This window comes from Bacillus sp. JJ1566 (genome assembly GCF_036962685.1).
In the GTDB taxonomy this organism is placed as follows: Bacteria; Bacillota; Bacilli; order Bacillales; family Bacillaceae_L; genus Ferdinandcohnia.
In genome coordinates this window covers 1-19,150 of record NZ_JBALOP010000018.1, presented here as the reverse complement: position 1 = coordinate 19,150, position 19,150 = coordinate 1, and the positions used below count along the sequence as shown (strand labels likewise).

The following is a 19,150-nucleotide window of genomic DNA, read 5'->3' as shown; positions in this document are numbered from 1 at the left end:
TCCTGTGGCAACGTCTTTATGACCCACTTCCTGTGGGCCTAAAAATCTTGGCGCAAATACGCCAAGGCGTATTTGATTAATTAACACTATTCTTCATTCTGAATAGTGTTTCTTCATGAAAAGGGGAGAACCTCGTGATAAAAAAGACTTTAGCGCAAATTGGACAAATGGCAAAAGGTGAAAAGCTTGACCCACAACACCAAAATGTCGTGATTGAAGGTGTATCGATTGATACAAGAACGATTTCACCTGGAAATCTATACATACCAATCATCGGTGACACCTTTAATGGACATCAATTTGTGGATACAGCCATTGAAAACGGTGCAAGAGCTGTACTATGGGGGAGTGATCAGCCAAATCCTCCACAGCAAATCCCGGTTATATTTGTAAACGACACATTGGAGGCTCTTCAAACTCTTGCAAAAAACTACCGTGATGAGCTTTCGATAAAAGTCGTTGGAATTACTGGAAGCAATGGAAAAACAACCACAAAAGACATGGTTACAGCAGTTTTATCAACTTCAATGCGTGTTCAAAAAACAGAAGGTAATTTAAATAATCATATTGGCTTACCATTAACGATTTTACGACTAAAAGAAGATACTGAAGTCGCAGTGCTTGAGATGGGGATGAGTGCTTTTGGTGAAATTGAGCTCCTTACCAAATTAGCTCGGCCTGATTTGGCAGTGATTACGAATATTGGTGAATCACATATGATGGACCTCGGCTCCCGTGAAGGAATCGCAAAGGCAAAACTTGAAATCGTTGATGGATTATCGAAGGATGGCTTGCTCATTTACCATGGGGACGAACCCCTTTTAACAGAGCGGGTGAAAGAGATGGATATCCAAACAACAACCTTTGGTGAGTCATCACAAAATGACCTGTTCCCACTTACAATCAAACAGGAAAACGTAGGCACTTATTTTTCAATTAACGATCAAGAGACGAAAGAATTTTATGTGCCAGTTCTCGGTAAGCATAATGTGAACAACGCGATGGCTGCGATTGCTGTGGCCCGTCACTTCGAATTATCTTGGGACCAAATCGATAGTGGTTTAAAGGAAATTAAAATCACGAATATGAGACTTGAATTAATTGAAGGGATCAACGGTACGAAATTAATAAATGATGCCTATAATGCAAGCCCGTTATCCATGAAGGCAGCAATTAGCTTAGTTCATGATTTACAAACCACGGGTAATAAAATGGTTGTGTTGGGTGACATGCTGGAGCTCGGGGACAAAGAAAATGAATACCATGAAGAAGTGGGGCGTTTCATCCAGCCTGACAAGATTAATTATGTATTCACTTATGGCAAATTAGGTGAGCATATTGCCAGCGGTGCTAGGGAACAGTTCCCACAAGACCGAGTATTTTCGTACCAAGATAAAGAACAACTAATTGAGGAATTACGAAATCTTTTATCAGAAGGAGACATCCTGTTGGTAAAGGGCTCAAGAGGGATGAAGCTCGAGGAAGTCATTTTTGCCTTCAAAAAGTAAGAAAAGCTGAAGCGACTCGCCTAGAAATGTGGAAACTGGCCGACTTATTAGACCACCACGTCCTGTGGCTAAGTGGGCACTAGCACTTCCTGTGCGTCAGAGGCTCCTCCTTCAGAGGTGCTTTTTACCTCTGAAAGAGGCGGTGAAGTTTCTCGAATTTCTAGTCGCTGAAGCTGGACAAATAAGAAAAAGCTCGGCGACGTTTAATGCCGAGCTTTTTTCTAGTTAATAAATGGAAGTATAATTAAAATAGTAAGTAAGATACCTAAGGAGTATGCGAATAATTCTTTCATAAAGTTTGATTTTTCATTGAATAGCTTGTCCATTTTAAAACCTCCTTAAAAAGTTTCTTACCTATTAGTACGTTTGAAAATAGAAAATGTTACAAAAACATTACAATTATTTCAAAAATATTTAAAAGGTGGTTAATTTTCATGATTGGCTGTTTGTTCATACATGGTTTTACGGGTGCTCCCTATGAAGTAGAGCCGCTTGCAGAGCATGTTCGCCATTCAACCGATTGGGTCGTCCGAACGCCAACCTTACCCGGTCATGGAGAGACCCTAGACTTAAAAGGAACACATTATTCAGAATGGATCAAACATGCCGAAAGAGAACTGGTTGATCTTCTTCGTACATGTGACCAGGTTTTTGTCATCGGCTTTTCTATGGGTGGGCTCATTGCTGGTTATTTAGCAACGCGCTTTCCAATCCAAAAACTCGTTTTACTTAGTGCTGCAGCTTACTATATCAATCCAAAGCAGCTAATTGCAGATATCAAGATAATGCTTCACGATAGTTTGAACAAAACACTTCATAAAAATGAACTCTTTTTGCGGTATAAAAAGAAAATCGTGGACACGCCTCTTTCTGCAACAATGGAATTTCGAAAGCTGGTGCGAAGGATTCGGCCAGAGCTTCATCGTATCAATGTCCCGACTTTAATTGTGCAAGGGGAATGCGACGGGATTGTGCCGGTGAAAAGTGCGCATTACTTACATCAAGTCATCTCATCAACAAAAAAGAAACTCCTTTTCTTGCCATGTGCAAAGCACCACGTTTGTTATGGAGAGGACCAGGAAAGACTATTTATTGAGGTAGATTCATTCTTACATGAAACATCAAAAGAATGTCTATACTAATGATTGGAAATTGTGCTTTATTGCATTTCTAACATCGTAGTGGTAAGATTACATCTACAGTGTTAAAAAGGGCATAGCTCGTCTAACCCATTGGTGACGCCCTTCTATTAACTTTTTGGACGTGAACCCTGAGGGCATTACTTCCGTTATTTCACGGAAAATGTCCTTTTTTTAAGCAGAATTCGATTCTGGTCTACTATAAATACTAGGCAGATGCCTTCCTACCGCGCATACATCATCATTGTGTAGGTTTTGCGATCATGATGCAATCATTTGTATCCAGCTTAAATTTTCGAGGCGAAAGCCCAGTGTCTATACAGATTTCCCGTCTAAAAGTCAATTTTGTCATTGTACAAATAGATTAGCAAAAGGAGTATGAAAAAATTGGCAGCATTTAAAGAATTAGGGATTAGCGAAGATCTAATGAAATCGATTAATCAAATGGGGTTTGAAGAAGCAACTCCCATTCAATCACAAACGATTCCATTAGCACTCGAAGGGCATGATGTAATTGGTCAAGCTCAAACAGGAACAGGAAAAACAGCCGCATTTGGAATTCCTCTTATTGAGAATGTCGATATAAAAAACGACAACATCCAAGGAATTGTCATTGCACCAACTCGTGAGCTTGCGATTCAAGTATCGGAAGAACTTCATAAAATCGGTCGCTTTAACCGCGCACGTATTTTACCAATCTATGGTGGACAGGACATCACTCGCCAAATCCGTTCACTAAAAAAACACCCTCATATCATTGTAGGTACACCAGGTCGTGTAATCGACCACATTAATCGTAAAACCCTTAAGCTTCAAAATGTAAAAACAGTGGTACTTGATGAAGCGGATGAAATGTTAAACATGGGCTTTATTGAGGATATTGAAGCGATCTTAAAGGGAGTGCCGGAAGAGCGCCAAACATTGCTTTTCTCTGCAACAATGCCAGGACCAATCCAACGCATTGCTGAGCGTTTCATGAAAGACCCTAAAGTAGTAAAAGTAAAAGCAAAAGAAATGACAGTACCAAATATCCAACAATACTACTTAGAGGTACAAGAGAAGAATAAGTTTGATGTATTAACTCGTTTACTAGATATCCAATCACCAGAACTTGCGATTATCTTTGGACGTACAAAACGTCGTGTTGACGAGCTTTCTGAAGCATTAACGTTAAGAGGCTATGCGGCTGAAGGAATTCATGGTGATCTTACTCAGGCAAAGCGTATATCTGTCTTACGTAAATTTAAAGAAGGATCTATCGAAGTGTTAGTTGCAACCGATGTTGCAGCACGTGGTCTTGATATTTCCGGTGTTACACATGTCTACAACTTTGATATCCCGCAAGACCCTGAAAGTTATGTACACCGTATAGGACGTACAGGTCGTGCAGGGAAAAATGGTATGGCGATGACTTTCGTTACACCTCGTGAAATCGGTCAACTTAAAAATGTTGAAAATACAACAAAGCGCAAAATGGATAAGATGAAGCCACCAACATTGGATGAGGCTTTAGAAGGTCAACAAAAAATGACGATGGAAAAAATCGTGTCCATGATTGAGTCCAATAATTTATCTTATTATACTCGTATTGCAGAAGAGCTTTTAGAGGAGCATGATTCTGTTTCTGTTGTTGCAGCTGCAATAAAGTTAATGACAAAAGAGCCAGACGCAACACCAGTTAAACTTACTGAAGAAGCACCTTTACGTGTGAAAAGAGACAATAATAGAGATAACAATCGTGGTGGGCGTGACCGTGCTCGATATAAAGGTGGAAACCGTGATCGTGGACGTGGAAATGGTGGACGCGAAAGATCATCAGGTGGTCGTCAAGGATCAGGCGGAAACCGTTATTCTTCAAGCGGCGGAAATCGTCGCGGCAACTTCCGTAAAAACGAAGATTAATTAGCAAAAACAGTGCACAAGGTATGTGCGCTGTTTTTTTTATGTGTTAAATTTCGACAAAATCATTTATACTGAAAAGGTTGAAATGAAAAATATTCCAATGGGGAAAGGTTGGTTGGTATATGAGAGACGTCCCAAAAAATCGGATAAGTGAACGTGCCTTAACAGTATGGAAAACATCTGCGATCATCACATCAATGGTTGGCTGGATTATAACAATTGCAGTTTTAGTCCTTACAATTATTTTTGATTGGCCCTATTGGATTTTTGCAATCGTCCTTTTCCTATCGATTCTCGAATCAATTTTAACCATTTTTATCTTGCCAAAACTCAAATGGAAGCGCTGGAGATATGAAGTACATGAACATGAAATTGACCTTCAACGTGGTGTGTTAATTGTAAAAAGAACAGTTATCCCGATGAACCGCGTCCAACACGTTGATACACAGCAAGGTCCGTTGCTTCGCAAGCATCGATTAGCAACCGTTACGATTTCAACAGCAGCAACTGTCCATGAAATTCCCGCACTTGATTTGGAGGAAGCGGATCAATTAAGGGATTCAATTTCAAGATTAGCGAGGGTGGATGATGATGATGTCTGAACCACGTCGAATGCATCCGGTTGCGGGTTTCCTTAGCTTCTTAAAGCAATTAAAGGAATTGATCCTCCCGTTCATTTTTATATTTTTTGTAGGACCCGGGGATGGTTTTGGGAAGTATTATTTTTTAGGTACTGGAGTCGTTATTCTTTTAATGTTAGTATTCGGAATCTTACATTGGTATCGCTATACATATCGGATAGAAAATGGGGAATTACGGATCGAGTACGGTGTGTTTATTCGAAAAAAACGTTTTATTCCAATTGAGCGGATTCAAACAATCGATGTTTCTGCGGGCATCATTCAACGGATTTTTGGATTGGTGAAGCTACAGGTGGAAACAGCTGGTGGCGGTATGCAGGCTGAAGCGGTTTTAACCGCCATCAAAGCAGAAGAGGCCAATCAATTACGTGAAATGTTATCTCGTTCGAAAACCCATCAGGAAGAAGAAACCGTAACACAGCATACGAGGTTTACATATCAAATTACACAAAAGGAGTTGCTGGTACTAGCATCCACGTCAGGTGGAATCGGAATTGTCATTTCCGGTGTACTGGCTTTCCTGAGCCAATTTGCAGAATACTTACCATTTGAAAAAGTATATAATACGATCGAAAAGTTTGTCAGTCTTTCGATATTAATTTATATCATCGTATTGATTGCACTGTTCTTATTGATTGCGTGGTTTGTTGGTATTTTAATCATGACATTACGCTATGCCAATTTTACAGTCGTAAAACGTGATGAAGAGCTGTTTATTACGAGGGGTTTGATTGAAAAAAAGCAGACCACCATTCCGTTAACGCGAATTCAGGCAATTCGCATAGGTGAGAATTTAATCAGGCAGCCATTAGGATATGCAACGGTATATATTGAAAGCGCGGGTGGCTCGATAGATAAGGGGGAAGACTTTTCCACTGTGCTCTTTCCGCTTGTAAAAAAATCAGCCATCAATGACTTATTGCCTCATTTTGTTCCGGATTACCAGATGCATGACGTTGAAAACTACGTACCATCAAAGGCAAAGTGGAGATATATGTTCAGGGGGATGCTGCCATTTGTTATTTTCGTCCCTGCTATCGTTATGCTTTCCTATGTATTCAGTTCGTGGGGCTATCTAGGTCTTCTTCTTTTACCGATGGGAGCCATTTTTGGCTATAGCCGCTATAAAGTAGCGGGCTGGAGAATTGAAGATGACCAGTTAACACTGCAGTTTCGCTTTTTTAGTAAAATAACTGTCCTTCACCATAAAAAGCGAATTCAATCGATGGACAAGAAACAATCGTTCTTACAAAGAAAAAAAGAACTTGGTTCAGTTCGTACTTTTATTAAATCGGCAGTAACAGGCCAAGGGTTTGAAGTAAAGGATTTACAGATTTCTGATTGCTGGACCATTTGGGAATGGTATACAAAACGCAACAAGAAGGTTGCGGATAATATTACGGTAGAATAAGAAGAGGAGCTAAAGTCATTTTAGCTCCTTGTTGTATTTAAAGGAAAATCCCCAGAATCACTAAAATAATAATAATGAGCCATAAGATATGCTTCACTGAAAACGGTCTAGGAATCCTCATTCGTGGTCGATATGAGGAATCGCCTGCCATGATGACCTGCGGCAGGCTGGAGGTTTTTGGTAAAACAAGCGGTGCAATAATAGCGCCAGCAAGAAATCCAAATATATGGGCCACAATATTAACATTTGAATTGATAAAGGTCATGACTAGGCCAATTACTAAAATGGTGATAATGAGCTGTGAGTTCATTTGGCTTATTAAGTCCTTACGGAACAGAACCATATATAAGTAAATCCCAAACAAACCAAAAATGGCACCGGATGAACCGACATGGGCGAATTCCAGTGGCTCAATGTAGAATGTTGCTAGATTGGCGGCGACTCCGGTTAGTAGATAAGCAATGATGAATTTGACTTTACCAAGCATGCTTTCTAAGGCAGGTCCAAATAAGACAAGTGAAAATGAATTAAATATCATATGCCCAAACCCACTATGTACAAAAATAGGTGTCACTAGCCTCCAATATTCTCCTTCAGAAATTAGAAAGTTAAACCCGATCATTTGCTGCAAAAGTGCTGTTCCAAATGGAAGAGACAAAAAGATTAGCAGCCAAAGAAAGATATGAATCGCGATTATTATTGATATAATAGGATATAATCGTAAAAATTGACGAAAGCTTTCAGTCCGTATAAACATCTTAATTCTCCTTTTAGTAGTCTTTTTATCGTACTATATTCTTCAAAAGATGGCGAACGTCCTTTGAAGAGTTTGTACCATCTTATGATTGAAAGTTTTTATATAGAAGTGGTGTTCAAAAAGGAGGATGAAGAGGACCGAGAATTTCAAGGCGGTGCAGCTTTGAGTACCGGAGCGTATGCAGTTAATACGTGAGGAACGGAGAAGCAAGCCAACGCAGAAATTCGATGCGTCATATTCACCGCACTTTTTGAACTTCCTCAAAGAAGAAGGGATTTTTAAATGATCATTGGCACGGGTATCGATATTGTCGAGCTTGAACGTATTAAAAAAATTTTACATAGACAAAAAAAGTTTGTTGATCGTATTTTAACTCATGATGAAAAAGAAAAATTTTTTCGCTTATCTGAATCGCGACAAATTGAGTTTCTGGCCGGACGATTCGCGGTCAAGGAAGCATACTCAAAGGCAGTTGGGACAGGTATTGGAGAGAATTTAAGCTTTTTAGATATTGAGGTTTTATCAGATGAGAACGGCAAGCCAGTCCTCACCAAACCCTTGAAGCATAAGGCTCACTTATCCATTACTCACAGTAAGGAGTATGCCGTTGCACAAGTAATTCTCGAAAGCTTGTCAAGCTAGTCTGCATATTACGTAACTTTGTCTCATATATTTTTAGTGCGGTAGGTGAGACAAGGTGTACGAGTTTGGTGAACGGTGTGATTTTTACTTAGTTTACACGTAATAATACGTAAACTGGAATATGGTTTGAAAAAATGTGGGGGTCCTAATAAGCACGGAACGGTTCCTTACCTGTTCATCTAGTAGGACACTTTGTCTCAACCAATAGTCGATAAGAGGCAAAGGGGTTGAAGAAGAAATGAAGAAGAAAGTATTATTGTTGTTATTAGGGCTACTCATTGCCCTTGTACTTGCGGCATGTGGGGAAAAATCACAGGAAGATGTGGTTAGTGCACTAGATGCTCAGGTGCAAAAAATGACTGGCTATAAAGCAGATGCAAAAATGACGCTTCAAACTGGCAATGATCCACAGGTGTACGAAGTGGAAATCTGGCACAAGGATCCCACTTTCTATCGCGTAAACCTAAAAAATGCAGAAAAGGATCAAAGCCAGATGATTTTACGTAATGAAGAGGGAGTGTTTGTTTTAACACCAGCTCTTAATAAGAGCTTCCGCTTCCAAAGTGACTGGCCGGAAAACAGCAGCCAAGCTTATTTATTTGAATCCTTGGTGAATGATGTGAAGGAAGATCCAGAAGCGAAATTTACAGCTACTAAGGATCAATACATCTTTGAAACAAAAACAAATTACAAAAATAATAATATGCTGCCAAAGCAAGAAATTACATTCAGCAAGAAAGACTTAACGCCTGTTTCTGTAAAGGTAATGGATCCAGATCGTAAAGTATTGTTGCTTGTAGAGTTCACGAAGGTAGAATTTGATGCAAGTTTTGATAAATCTGCATTTGATGTAGACAAGAATATGTCTTCGGCAAATCTAGACGAAATCCCAGTTATGGGAGAGGTTGATAAGCAGCCACTTGAAGTTCTATATCCTTCAGAGGATGCACTTGCTGGTGTCGAACTACAAGAAGAAAAGAAAATTGAAACTGAAAATGGTACACGTGTGATCATGACATTTGGTGGAGAGAAAAACTTCACAATGATCCAAGAAAGAGCACGAGTTGCTGAGGTTGCTACGACAATTTCGTTAAGTGGTGAACCTGTTGACCTTGGATTCACGGTTGGAACTCTTACAGATAAGGCTATTTCCTGGACATACAATGGTGCAGAATTCATGATTGCATCTGATGAACTAACCGGGGAAGAGTTAATCTCCGTTGCACGTACAGTACAAGGTAAATCAGTAAAATAAATAAAAGAACACAGGTCCGAATAACCGGGCCTGTTTTTTTCGTTTCTAAATCTCGACAGATTCCTCGGTAATTATTTCATAAACCGAAGGATATTGTCGGATGTGGTTGAGAGAAAGAAGAATATAACGAACGAAAATAGTTCTAGCTATTGAAATTCTACAAATTTCTTTGGAAAACTCTGTTACATTATTTAAGCAGGATTGTCCAAAGAGTTAAAGGGGGTTGGGACTGTACAGATTTATTTCAAATGAACGGGATAAAAAACAGTTTATTAGGAGGGGTATTAAATTGAAGAAAAGTAAAATATTTTCCGTGGTTTTAGCAACAACGATTGGTATTAGTCTGATTGCTACATCAGCATTTGCGCAAACAAGTCCCCAACGAGATACTTCGTTTACACCCAATTTACCAGACTATACAAAACTGGATGCTGATCTGGCAAAAGATGCTAAATCGAAAGGAGAGAAAGTTCAAGGTAAAGAATTCCGTGGCTATAATGGAAAATCGTATAGTAAGCCACAAGATACGGATAGATTACAACCAAAGAAAGTAGGAGATTTACACAAAAAAGGAATTGCAATTGTTGTAGACTTTCCGCTTGAAACAGAAGGGGCATTAAGTGATGTACCTGGTGTTAATTATGACCAGATTAAGATTGACTATTTTAATGACCTTATCAATGGTGACAATTATAATCCATATGAAATGGATATGTTTAAACATTTAGCAACCTTTAATGGACAAGAAGCTTCCACAAACCGTACCATGGAAAATTATTTTAAAGAAGTAAGTTACAATCAATTTGATATGGATATTGATGTTATAGGGTGGGTTAATTTACCTAAATCTTATAACCATTATCTTGGGCAAGACAAAGGATATTACAATGAAAATGGCGATGCTCACATGGCGGAATTTGTAAAGGATGCTATTGAAGCTGCTGCAAATCAAGTTGATTTTTCGCAATATGCTGTACCAGCAAAACCAGGTGATTTCTGGCTTCATGGGGATGCCACTCAAATTGAAGTGAATGGTGAAACGATTGATCAAATTGTACCGAATCTGTTAATTATTCATCGTGGAACCGGTGCAGAATATAACCTAGATCCAAGTCTTATTTGGTCACACAAATGGGACATTACAAGTGCAAGTTACTATGGCGAATATTATAAAACAGGAACACCACCTGATGAATCTACATTAGAGCATACTGTAGTTGATGGAGTTGTTGTTGATACGTATAATATTGTTCCTGAAGTAGGTCAAGACATTACAGGATATTATTGGGGTGAACCAAGAGATCCATCTCCACCAAGTGTTGGCGTATTTGCCCATGAATTTGCCCATGTTCTAGGTTTACCAGACTTATACGATTATGGTTATGACTCAGAAGGGGTTGGAATGTTTAGTTTAATGGCAGGTGGTTCATACGGACGTGACATACAAGATCGAAACTATTCAGGCAATACTCCTGTCCATCCAGATGCGTGGTCAAAAACATATCTTGGATTCGCAGACCCTATAGAGGTTACAAAGAATAAGACACTCACACTAAAGCCAGTCGAAACTACTCCAGATATCTATAAGGTAGTCGTTCCTGGTTCTGGTGGGCGTGAATATTTCTTATTAGAAAACCGTCAACAGATTGGCTTTGACGCGGGATTAGAATATAATGCGGATGGAAAAGATCTACATGGGTTAGTGGTATATCATGTAGTTGAGGACATTTTAGCACGTAATTTCAGTCGTCCAAATGAAGCGCAAAACTGGGATTTAAATCACCTTGGTCAATCACAAGTTCCTGTTAATCCATCTAATGGAGAGCGACATTATGCAGTAAGTGTTGTTCAAGCAGACGGTCAATTTGATTTGGAGAAATATTTAAATGACGGAGATTCTAGAGATGTGTTCCCAGGTAAAAACGGAGTGAACTCTATTAGTGCAAAAGGTAATGTAGGGCCAAATACAACTTCCTTATATAAATGGGCTAATAAAGGAACCCAAACTGGTATTCAGTTCGAAAATATTGTAGAACAGGATGGCACAATCACATTGGATGTTTTATTTAATAAAAAATAACATGTAAAAGATTGAATGTAAGACCCCTTTGACCAACCAAAGGGGTCTTTGTCATGACTTCAATTTTTTTCTCTTTCATATTTTAATTTTTCCGTCATATGTTAAGATGGGTATAATCAAAAACTTCCATTGACATGGACAAAATGAAGTTTAATAATCGAATTTATATATTGATAGTAGCAATTAATCTAAGAAGGTGTATACTCATGGATTCTACCCATTTTTATCGCGATACGTGGGTTGAAGTTGATTTAGATTGTATTTTTGAAAACGTAAAAAATATGAAAAGCTTTTTACCAGAACAAGTAGATATAATGGCGGTCGTTAAGGCAAATGCCTATGGGCACGGGGACGCTGAAGTTGCGAAAACAGCACTTGAAGCCGGTGCGACCTTTCTTGCGGTAGCTTTTATCGACGAGGGTATTTCTTTACGTCATAAAGGAATTGATGCACCAATACTCGTACTCGGAGCATCACGTCCAACTGACGCTATAATTGCCGCACAACACAATATTTCACTTACTATCTATAGTCAAGAGTGTCTAGATAAAGTAATAGAAAACTATCACGGCAGTACACCACTTAACCTGCACTTAAAACTTGATACAGGGATGGGACGTCTTGGCGTAAAAGAAAAGGACGAATTGCAAACAATCCTAAAGACAATTGACCAAAATTCTCAGATTCAACTTGAAGGAGTTTTTACCCATTTTGCAACTGCGGATGAAATCGATACCTCTTATTTTGACCAGCAGTATCAGAACTTCCTGCAAATGCTTGATTGGATTCCGAACAAGCCAAAAATGATCCATTGTGGAAATAGTGCAACTGGCTACCGTTTCCCAGAGAAAGTATTTAACGCAGTAAGGCTAGGCATCGGAATGTATGGTTTGACACCATCTTTAGAAATAAAAGACCAGCTTCCACATGAACTGCAACAAGCTATTTCCTTTCACAGCAAGCTTGTCCATGTAAAACAAATAAAAAAAGGCGAAAAAGTCAGCTATGGCGCAACCTTTACAGCTGATGAGGATACGTGGGTTGGAACAGTTCCGGTTGGCTACGCGGATGGCTGGATTCGAAAGTTACAAAATACCCATGTCTTAGTTGACGGTGAACTCTGCCAAATCATCGGTCGCATCTGTATGGACCAATTTATGGTCCGTCTTCCAAAGAAACTTCCTGTCGGTACAAAAGTTACCATGATTGGTCGTCAAAACGATAAATTCATAAGTGTAGACGCTGTAGCGAAGGCCCTTGAAACAATCAACTATGAGATCACTTGTTCAATAAGTTTTCGCGTTCCGCGTATTTTTTTAAGAAATAAGAGAATAATTGAAGTGAGAAACACGTTATTAGGACATTACTAGTAGAAAAATTAGTACATTGGTTGTACGAATCGGGTACGTTCTTTTTTTATGCATGTAGTGGAATGTAGAATTTGGTAACGTTGTAAAAGATGTGCATAAAAACCAGTTCTAAATGTCGATAATAATATAAGAATTAATGGATTAAGCTTTGCTTCCAATCATAATAATGGTATTATTAAGATTGGAATAGAATATTGGTGGCAAGTTGGTGGAGGTGTATGTTTGTGTCTGAATCCAGCGCAACAACAGAAATTCTAGTACGATTACCACAAAACTTAATTAGTGAGTTGGATGGCCTAGTGAAACAAGAAAACGGTAACCGTAATGAACTGATTTATCAGGCTACAAAAATGTATCTACGTGAAAGAAAGAAACGTCAGATCACAGAATCAATGAGACGTGGTTACATGGAAATGGCGAAAATTAACCTTACTATTGCATCGGAGGCTTTTTTGGCTGAATCTGAGGCTGACCACACCGTAGAACGCTTAGTTAGCGGGGGGTAATCATTTGATTGTAAAACGTGGCGACGTTTATTTTGCAGACCTCTCCCCAGTTGTCGGCTCAGAGCAAGGAGGCGTTCGTCCTGTTCTTGTCATCCAAAACGATATCGGGAATCGGTTTAGTCCCACAGTCATTGTCGCAGCTATAACTGCCCAAATTCAAAAAGCAAAGCTTCCAACACATGTTGAAATTGATGCGGAGCGATATGGATTTGAGCGCGATTCAGTTATCCTGTTAGAACAAATTCGTACAATCGATAAGCAGCGCCTAACCGATAAGATTACACATCTCGATGAAGAGATGATGGACAGAGTGGATGATGCCTTACAGATTAGTTTAGGACTCATCGATTTTTAATTCATTATATTTATATGTATACGTTTATGAGAAGTTACCCAGCGGTAGCTTCTTTTATTTTTTAGGCCCACAGGAAGTGGGTCACAAAGACTTTGCCACAGGATGTGGCGTTCTTAGTCTTTGATCCTATAGCCGGACATGTTATATTACAAAAACATTTAACTTATGTAACAAATTCCGGAATATGGAGGGAATCAAATCTTTTCTATCGAAATACATAATAAAGGACTATCCTGATAAAACCTTTCGTGACAAAAAATAAAAAGAGAGCGGTGGAAAATATGAGAAAGCAATCTACAAATCCGAAAAGTGAGAAAGTAGAAAGGCTGGTACAGAACTTCCAAAAAACTGGCTCGAAACAATCAGAAAGGGAAATCATTGTAAGGTATGAAAAAGTGATTAAGAAGATCGCTTGGAAATACTCAAAGGGAAGTGCGTTTCACGAGGACATCGTCCAAGTTGGAAGAATTGGACTTTTAGGGGCGATTAGAAGATTTGACCCAACGATTGGAAAGAGTTTTAACACATTTGCAATTCCAACGATCTATGGTGAGATCAAACATTTTTTACGAGATAAAACATGGAGCGTGCATGTGCCAAGAGGAGCAAAGGATCTCGGAATTAAAATAAAAAAGGCGGAAGAGGAACTTACAATAGCCTTGCAAAGAAAGCCAGAAGTACATGATATAGCGAATTACCTAAATGTTGATGAAAATGAAGTCTTAGGTGCAATCGAACTTGGACATGCCTATAATGCGCAGCCAATCGATACACCTATTGACTCAGATTCAGAAGGAAGAACTATACTTGAAACAGTAGGCAAAAATGACAAAGCCTTCGAAAAAGTATTGAAAAAGTTAGATGTAAAAAAAGCACTCCACGTTCTTTCAAAACGGGAAAAAAGAATTCTTTACTATACTTATATTAAAGAGAAGAGTCAGCGAGAAACTGGAAAAATCGTTGGCGTTTCACAAATGCATGTATCTCGCATCCAGCGAACTGCCATTAAAAAGCTTCGTGATGCAGTACTTGGATGAGCAACTTTGGTAAAATAGAACTGGTTAGAAGTGAAAGTAGGAGGAAAACCATTTTGACACAGACATTGCAAACAAATGAGATGATGGTGAAAACCATCGCTAAAGAAATCGGAATTACGACAAAGCAAGTGCACAGTGTAATCAACCTCTTAGATGAAGGCAATACCGTACCATTTATCGCACGTTACCGAAAAGAACTAACAGGTTCTTTAGACGAGGTACAAATTAAAGATGTCCAAGAAAAATGGAATTATCTACAAAACCTGGAATCGCGAAAAGAAGAGGTTATTCGTCTCATTGCTGAACAGGGTAAGCTAACAGATGAACTTCAAGCGGATATCATGAAGTCCACTAAGCTTCAACAAGTCGAGGACTTATACAGACCGTACAAACAAAAACGCCGTACAAAAGCGACTGTTGCGAAAGAAAAAGGGCTTGAGCCATTAGCGGAATGGTTATTCACATTCCCGATGAATGTGGATGTTGAACAATATGCGAAACAGTTCATTTCGGAGGAAAAAGAAGTTCTGAGCGCTGAAGATGCGATTCAGGGTGCAAAGGATATTATCGCTGAATGGATTTCTGATGACGCAGCTTTTCGTCAATGGATTCGCAATGAAACCTTTAAACTAGGAACTATCGAAACGGCCGTAAAAGACCAAGAAAAAGACGAAAAAAACGTCTTCGAAATGTACTATGAATACAAGGAGCCGATTCAAAAGATAGTTCCACACCGCGTCCTAGCGGTGAACCGTGGAGAAAAAGAAGAGATTTTACGAGTGACAATTGAACCGCCGCTCGACCAAATTTTAACCTTTTTAAACCGAAAAATCGTAAAAAAGGAGAATTCTCCATCCACTCCTTATATCGTAGAGACAATCGAGGATGGCTATAAACGTCTCATTCAACCTTCGATTGAAAGGGAAATCCGAAAAGAACTAACAGAGAAAGCGGAAGATCGAGCGATTCATATTTTTTCGGAAAATCTTCGTAATCTACTCTTGCAGCCGCCGCTTAAAGGCAAGATTGTTCTAGGGGTAGACCCAGCCTATCGAACGGGATGTAAGCTTGCGGTAGTTGACGAAACAGGAAAGGTTCTTAATGTAGGTGTGATTTACCCGCATCCGCCAGTGAATAAAAAGGACGAAGCTGCAAAGAAAATAAAGTCCGTTTTACAAGAATTTAAGGTTGAAATGGTGGCTATCGGAAATGGTACAGCCTCAAGAGAAACAGAGCAATTTGTTGTAGATGTTCTCAAAGAAGTAAATCAAGAAATCTTCTATATTATTGTCAATGAAGCGGGGGCGAGTGTGTACTCTGCATCTGATATTGCACGTGAAGAATTCCCTGATTTTCATGTTGAAGAAAGAAGTGCCGTCTCTATTGCAAGAAGGCTCCAGGACCCGTTAGCCGAACTTGTGAAAATCGATCCGAAGTCAGTAGGGGTAGGTCAATACCAGCATGACGTATCCCAGAAAAAGTTAAACGAACAGCTGACGTTTGTCGTTGAAACAGTCGTTAACAAGGTTGGTGTAAATGTGAATACAGCATCCCCATCCTTGCTGCAATATGTAGCTGGTCTATCGAAAGCAGTTGCTAACAATATCGTCAAAAAACGCGAGGAACAAGGAAAGTTTACAGGTAGAAGCGAATTGAAGGGCATCCCACGTTTAGGTGCAAAAACCTATGAGCAATGTATTGGATTCCTTCGTATTGTTGATGGAGATGAACCGTTAGATCGTACAGGGATTCACCCAGAAAACTATAAAGAAGTTAAAAAACTACTTGCTAAATTCGGTCTAACAAGCAATGACCTAGGAACGGAAAAATTAAAAGAAGCTATTTCGTCCATAGTACCAGAAGAAGTAGCTGCCGAATTAGGAATTGGTGAAATCACCATTCACGACATTACAGAGGCGTTAGTCAGTCCAGAACGTGACCCTCGTGACGAACTAGCAAAACCGTTACTCAAAAAAGACATCCTTAAGCTTGAGGACCTTGCAAAAGGAATGGAACTCGAAGGAACTGTCCGAAATGTTGTAGATTTTGGAGCATTTGTAGATATCGGGGTTAAGCAGGATGGTTTAGTGCATATTTCAAAACTAAGTAAAAACTTTGTCAAACACCCACTTGATGTGGTATCGGTTGGTGACGTGGTGACTGTGTGGATCGATGATGTCGATGTGAAAAAAGGCAGAGTCGCATTAACAATGCTACCTCCACAAAATTAGGAATGTAAAAACACTGCTTTTACGAGCAGTGTTTTTTTCTATAAAAATACCAGCATTGATTCAATAATTTAATTTGGTATCGATTTTTTTCATAATAGGCACGTTTCATTTGGTTCTGAAGCCAGGTAGGCATAACTCAAACCTCCTCGTTAATAAACTTTTACCTTCGAAAAAACGAAAAGAATGATACTATAATGATAAAGTGAAACTTCATTCAGTGGTTTTTTTTCATCCCCACATATACATTTTTGGCTTTCCTTGCAGTCTTGAAATGTGTGGGGGCTTACTGCCAGTTAATGCGGAATAAAGTTATCAAACTATACGTTTGAGTATATATAGTCTATGCAAACACAGTACGTCCTGTTCGAAAAGGATGGAAAGGAAGAAAAAAAGTGGAACAGTTTGAGTTGCAAAAAATCGTGGAAGAAGTGTCCCTCGAGTTCTTTGGAAAACCGTTTCTTCATAAAGCTACTTTCAACAATCGATTACAAACTACTGGTGGAAGGTATCTGCTGAAATCTCATAATATCGAACTAAATCCGAAATATTATCAGGAACGTGGAATCGACGAGTTGGTGGGAATCATAAAACACGAGCTGTGCCATTATCATTTGCATCTTGAAGGAAAGGGATACCAGCATCGCGATCGAGATTTTCGAAATCTCTTAAAGGCGGTAGACGCTCCTCGATTCTGTAAACCATTAGAATCCGTAAAAAGAAGAAAAACTTCAAAACAATATTTGTATACCTGTAAAAGTTGCGGGATAGGCTATGTAAGAAAAAGAAGAATCGATACAAATCGATATGTTTGTGGAAAATGCTCAGGGAAATTAGTAGAAGTAAAAAAATATTGACTCGTGTTTATTCCTGTGATAAATTATAAAAGTCGCCGCGAAACCGGACAGACAAATCATAGATAAAAAATAGATGCTCTTGACAACAAGATAATCTGTTTTTATAATAAGTAATGTCGCAACATTATTCCGCAGTAGCTCAGTGGTAGAGCTATCGGCTGTTAACCGATCGGTCGTAGGTTCGAGTCCTACCTGCGGAGCCAATGGGGAAGTACTCAAGAGGCTGAAGAGGCGCCCCTGCTAAGGGTGTAGGTCGCGTAAGCGGCGCGAGGGTTCAAATCCCTCCTTCTCCGCCATTAAAATGGCCCGTTGGTCAAGCGGTTAAGACACCGCCCTTTCACGGCGGTAACACGGGTTCGAATCCCGTACGGGTCATACAATCATGGGATGTAGGATTCTAAATTCCTACCTCCCATTTCTATCTCTAAATATGGAGGATTAGCTCAGCTGGGAGAGCACCTGCCTTACAAGCAGGGGGTCGGCGGTTCGATCCCGTCATCCTCCACCATGTTTTATTATTATAACTGTTTGTGTTACAGAAAAGATTTCGAGGATAATAAGGGATGTCGACGATATTCCGCAAAATTTCCTGCTGAAATTTTTCAGGATATCCTCTTGCGAAGTAGCTCGTGTAGCATAATCGAAGAAGTTATTCATGTAGCTAAATCAATGGGCTATAGCCAAGCGGTAAGGCAACGGACTTTGACTCCGTCATTCGTAGGTTCGAATCCTGCTAGCCCAGCCATTTTTTATTAGTTTAGCACGAGCCATTAGCTCAGTCGGTAGAGCATCTGACTTTTAATCAGAGGGTCGAAGGTTCGAGTCCTTCATGGCTCACCATTTTAACGCAAATAATGCGGGTGTGGCGGAATTGGCAGACGCGCTAGACTTAGGATCTAGTGTCTTTGACGTGGGGGTTCGAGTCCCTTCACCCGCACTGTTCTTGATTTATTTGCGGTCGTGGCGGAATGGCAGACGCGCTAGGTTGAGGGCCTAGTGGGAGTTGATCCCGTGGAAGTTCGAGTCTTCTCGACCGCACCAAAAAAACTTTTTAAAAAACACTTGCAATCGAGAACGCAAGATGTTATATTAGAAAAGTCGCTGATTTCGAATCGCGTTTCAATATGCGCCCGTAGCTCAATTGGATAGAGCGTCTGACTACGGATCAGAAGGTTATGGGTTCGACTCCTTTCGGGCGCGCCATATTACGGGAAGTAGCTCAGCTTGGTAGAGCACTTGGTTTGGGACCAAGGGGTCGCAGGTTCGAATCCTGTCTTCCCGACCAGACGAAATTTAATATTTGCGGGTGTAGTTTAATGGTAAAACCTCAGCCTTCCAAGCTGATGTCGTGAGTTCGATTCTCATCACCCGCTCCAAATTAGTTCTTTGAAAACTAAACATAATACAAGCGTCAACGTTAATTCTAAGTAACAAACTTATTGAGCAATCAATACTCTTATTG

General features: G+C 39.6%; 16 protein-coding genes and 11 tRNA genes. 25 read left to right on the top strand and 2 right to left on the bottom strand.

Annotation, left to right across the window (positions count from 1 at the left end; translation table 11 throughout):
* The first annotated feature begins 134 nt into the window (after nucleotides 1-134).
* The 5 genes from V7112_RS09250 (at nucleotide 135) to V7112_RS09230 (ending at nucleotide 6,601) form a co-directional block, all read left to right on the top strand.
* Nucleotides 135-1,508, top strand: a complete 1,374-nt coding sequence (locus V7112_RS09250) for a UDP-N-acetylmuramoyl-tripeptide--D-alanyl-D-alanine ligase (protein WP_335418098.1) — start codon at nucleotides 135-137, stop codon at nucleotides 1,506-1,508.
* A 434-nt stretch (nucleotides 1,509-1,942) separates the two neighbouring features.
* Nucleotides 1,943-2,650: an alpha/beta hydrolase gene (locus V7112_RS09245; RefSeq protein ID WP_335418096.1), complete on the top strand. Its 708-nt coding sequence runs from the start codon at nucleotides 1,943-1,945 to the stop codon at nucleotides 2,648-2,650.
* 423 nt (nucleotides 2,651-3,073) lie between these two features.
* Entirely contained in the window at nucleotides 3,074-4,549 is a 1,476-nt protein-coding gene (locus V7112_RS09240) for a DEAD/DEAH box helicase (RefSeq protein WP_438823879.1), read from the top strand.
* A gap of 122 nt (nucleotides 4,550-4,671) precedes the next feature.
* Nucleotides 4,672-5,151, top strand: coding sequence for a PH domain-containing protein (locus V7112_RS09235; protein WP_335418092.1), 480 nt, complete (start codon nucleotides 4,672-4,674; stop codon nucleotides 5,149-5,151).
* On the top strand, nucleotides 5,144-6,601 hold the full coding sequence (locus V7112_RS09230) for a PH domain-containing protein (RefSeq protein ID WP_335418090.1): 1,458 nt from the start codon (nucleotides 5,144-5,146) through the stop codon (nucleotides 6,599-6,601). The genes V7112_RS09235 and V7112_RS09230 overlap by 8 nt, the downstream gene beginning before the upstream one ends.
* Nucleotides 6,602-6,638: 37 nt before the next feature.
* Here V7112_RS09230 and V7112_RS09225 read toward each other — a convergent pair whose 3' ends face one another.
* A complete protein-coding gene (locus V7112_RS09225; RefSeq protein WP_335418089.1) occupies nucleotides 6,639-7,358 on the bottom strand; it encodes a rhomboid family intramembrane serine protease in 720 nt (239 codons plus the stop codon).
* A 282-nt stretch (nucleotides 7,359-7,640) separates the two neighbouring features.
* Between V7112_RS09225 and acpS the strand changes: the two genes are divergently transcribed.
* From acpS to V7112_RS09185, 8 genes are all read left to right on the top strand, one after another.
* Nucleotides 7,641-8,000, top strand: a complete 360-nt coding sequence (gene acpS, locus V7112_RS09220; protein ID WP_335418087.1) for a holo-ACP synthase — start codon at nucleotides 7,641-7,643, stop codon at nucleotides 7,998-8,000.
* A gap of 238 nt (nucleotides 8,001-8,238) precedes the next feature.
* Nucleotides 8,239-9,255: a LolA family protein gene (locus tag V7112_RS09215; protein ID WP_335418085.1), complete on the top strand. Its 1,017-nt coding sequence runs from the start codon at nucleotides 8,239-8,241 to the stop codon at nucleotides 9,253-9,255.
* A gap of 289 nt (nucleotides 9,256-9,544) precedes the next feature.
* On the top strand, nucleotides 9,545-11,335 hold the full coding sequence (locus tag V7112_RS09210; protein ID WP_335418082.1) for a M6 family metalloprotease domain-containing protein: 1,791 nt from the start codon (nucleotides 9,545-9,547) through the stop codon (nucleotides 11,333-11,335).
* Between the two features lie 206 nt (nucleotides 11,336-11,541).
* Nucleotides 11,542-12,705, top strand: a complete 1,164-nt coding sequence (gene alr, locus V7112_RS09205; protein ID WP_335418079.1) for an alanine racemase — start codon at nucleotides 11,542-11,544, stop codon at nucleotides 12,703-12,705.
* Nucleotides 12,706-12,929: 224 nt separating this feature from the next.
* Nucleotides 12,930-13,211: a CopG family ribbon-helix-helix protein gene (locus V7112_RS09200; protein WP_010284645.1), complete on the top strand. Its 282-nt coding sequence runs from the start codon at nucleotides 12,930-12,932 to the stop codon at nucleotides 13,209-13,211.
* A gap of 4 nt (nucleotides 13,212-13,215) precedes the next feature.
* Nucleotides 13,216-13,566 carry a type II toxin-antitoxin system endoribonuclease NdoA gene (gene ndoA, locus V7112_RS09195; RefSeq protein WP_010284636.1) on the top strand — a complete coding sequence of 117 codons (351 nt, stop codon included), beginning with the start codon at nucleotides 13,216-13,218 and terminating at the stop codon, nucleotides 13,564-13,566.
* Nucleotides 13,567-13,847: 281 nt separating this feature from the next.
* Nucleotides 13,848-14,603 (top strand): SigB/SigF/SigG family RNA polymerase sigma factor, encoded by a 756-nt coding sequence (locus tag V7112_RS09190; protein WP_335418077.1) that lies wholly within the window; start codon nucleotides 13,848-13,850, stop codon nucleotides 14,601-14,603.
* Between the two features lie 80 nt (nucleotides 14,604-14,683).
* Complete coding sequence (locus tag V7112_RS09185; protein WP_335418254.1) at nucleotides 14,684-16,834, top strand: Tex family protein; 2,151 nt, start codon at nucleotides 14,684-14,686, stop codon at nucleotides 16,832-16,834.
* Between the two features lie 19 nt (nucleotides 16,835-16,853).
* Here V7112_RS09185 and cmpA read toward each other — a convergent pair whose 3' ends face one another.
* Nucleotides 16,854-16,967, bottom strand: a complete 114-nt coding sequence (cmpA, locus tag V7112_RS09180; protein ID WP_087947091.1) for a cortex morphogenetic protein CmpA — start codon at nucleotides 16,965-16,967, stop codon at nucleotides 16,854-16,856.
* Nucleotides 16,968-17,226: 259 nt separating this feature from the next.
* Between cmpA and V7112_RS09175 the strand changes: the two genes are divergently transcribed.
* From V7112_RS09175 to V7112_RS09120, 12 genes are all read left to right on the top strand, one after another.
* Nucleotides 17,227-17,688, top strand: a complete 462-nt coding sequence (locus tag V7112_RS09175; protein ID WP_335418075.1) for a SprT family protein — start codon at nucleotides 17,227-17,229, stop codon at nucleotides 17,686-17,688.
* Between the two features lie 128 nt (nucleotides 17,689-17,816).
* Nucleotides 17,817-17,891 (top strand) — tRNA-Asn (locus tag V7112_RS09170).
* Between the two features lie 2 nt (nucleotides 17,892-17,893).
* Nucleotides 17,894-17,984, top strand: a tRNA-Ser gene (locus V7112_RS09165).
* Nucleotides 17,985-17,991: 7 nt separating this feature from the next.
* Nucleotides 17,992-18,063, top strand: a tRNA-Glu gene (locus V7112_RS09160).
* 57 nt (nucleotides 18,064-18,120) lie between these two features.
* Nucleotides 18,121-18,196, top strand: a tRNA-Val gene (locus V7112_RS09155).
* Nucleotides 18,197-18,358: 162 nt separating this feature from the next.
* Nucleotides 18,359-18,433: transfer RNA gene (locus V7112_RS09150), tRNA-Gln, on the top strand.
* A gap of 19 nt (nucleotides 18,434-18,452) precedes the next feature.
* A tRNA-Lys gene (locus tag V7112_RS09145) sits at nucleotides 18,453-18,528 on the top strand.
* A gap of 16 nt (nucleotides 18,529-18,544) precedes the next feature.
* A tRNA-Leu gene (locus V7112_RS09140) sits at nucleotides 18,545-18,625 on the top strand.
* A 17-nt stretch (nucleotides 18,626-18,642) separates the two neighbouring features.
* Nucleotides 18,643-18,729 (top strand) — tRNA-Leu (locus V7112_RS09135).
* A gap of 85 nt (nucleotides 18,730-18,814) precedes the next feature.
* Nucleotides 18,815-18,891 (top strand) — tRNA-Arg (locus tag V7112_RS09130).
* 5 nt (nucleotides 18,892-18,896) lie between these two features.
* A tRNA-Pro gene (locus V7112_RS09125) sits at nucleotides 18,897-18,973 on the top strand.
* Nucleotides 18,974-18,990: 17 nt separating this feature from the next.
* Nucleotides 18,991-19,064 (top strand) — tRNA-Gly (locus V7112_RS09120).
* Nucleotides 19,065-19,150 lie beyond the last annotated feature (86 nt).

Coding starts and splice junctions, on each gene's coding strand:
- V7112_RS09185 (WP_335418254.1), top strand. CDS start 14,684: ATGATGGTGAAAACCATCGCTAAAGAAATCGGAATTACGACAAAGCAA.
- cmpA (WP_087947091.1), bottom strand. CDS start 16,967: ATGCCTACCTGGCTTCAGAACCAAATGAAACGTGCCTATTATGAAAAA.
- V7112_RS09230 (WP_335418090.1), top strand. CDS start 5,144: ATGTCTGAACCACGTCGAATGCATCCGGTTGCGGGTTTCCTTAGCTTC.
- V7112_RS09235 (WP_335418092.1), top strand. CDS start 4,672: ATGAGAGACGTCCCAAAAAATCGGATAAGTGAACGTGCCTTAACAGTA.
- V7112_RS09245 (WP_335418096.1), top strand. CDS start 1,943: ATGATTGGCTGTTTGTTCATACATGGTTTTACGGGTGCTCCCTATGAA.
- acpS (WP_335418087.1), top strand. CDS start 7,641: ATGATCATTGGCACGGGTATCGATATTGTCGAGCTTGAACGTATTAAA.
- V7112_RS09240 (WP_438823879.1), top strand. CDS start 3,074: ATGAAATCGATTAATCAAATGGGGTTTGAAGAAGCAACTCCCATTCAA.
- V7112_RS09225 (WP_335418089.1), bottom strand. CDS start 7,358: ATGTTTATACGGACTGAAAGCTTTCGTCAATTTTTACGATTATATCCT.
- alr (WP_335418079.1), top strand. CDS start 11,542: ATGGATTCTACCCATTTTTATCGCGATACGTGGGTTGAAGTTGATTTA.
- V7112_RS09190 (WP_335418077.1), top strand. CDS start 13,848: ATGAGAAAGCAATCTACAAATCCGAAAAGTGAGAAAGTAGAAAGGCTG.
- V7112_RS09215 (WP_335418085.1), top strand. CDS start 8,239: ATGAAGAAGAAAGTATTATTGTTGTTATTAGGGCTACTCATTGCCCTT.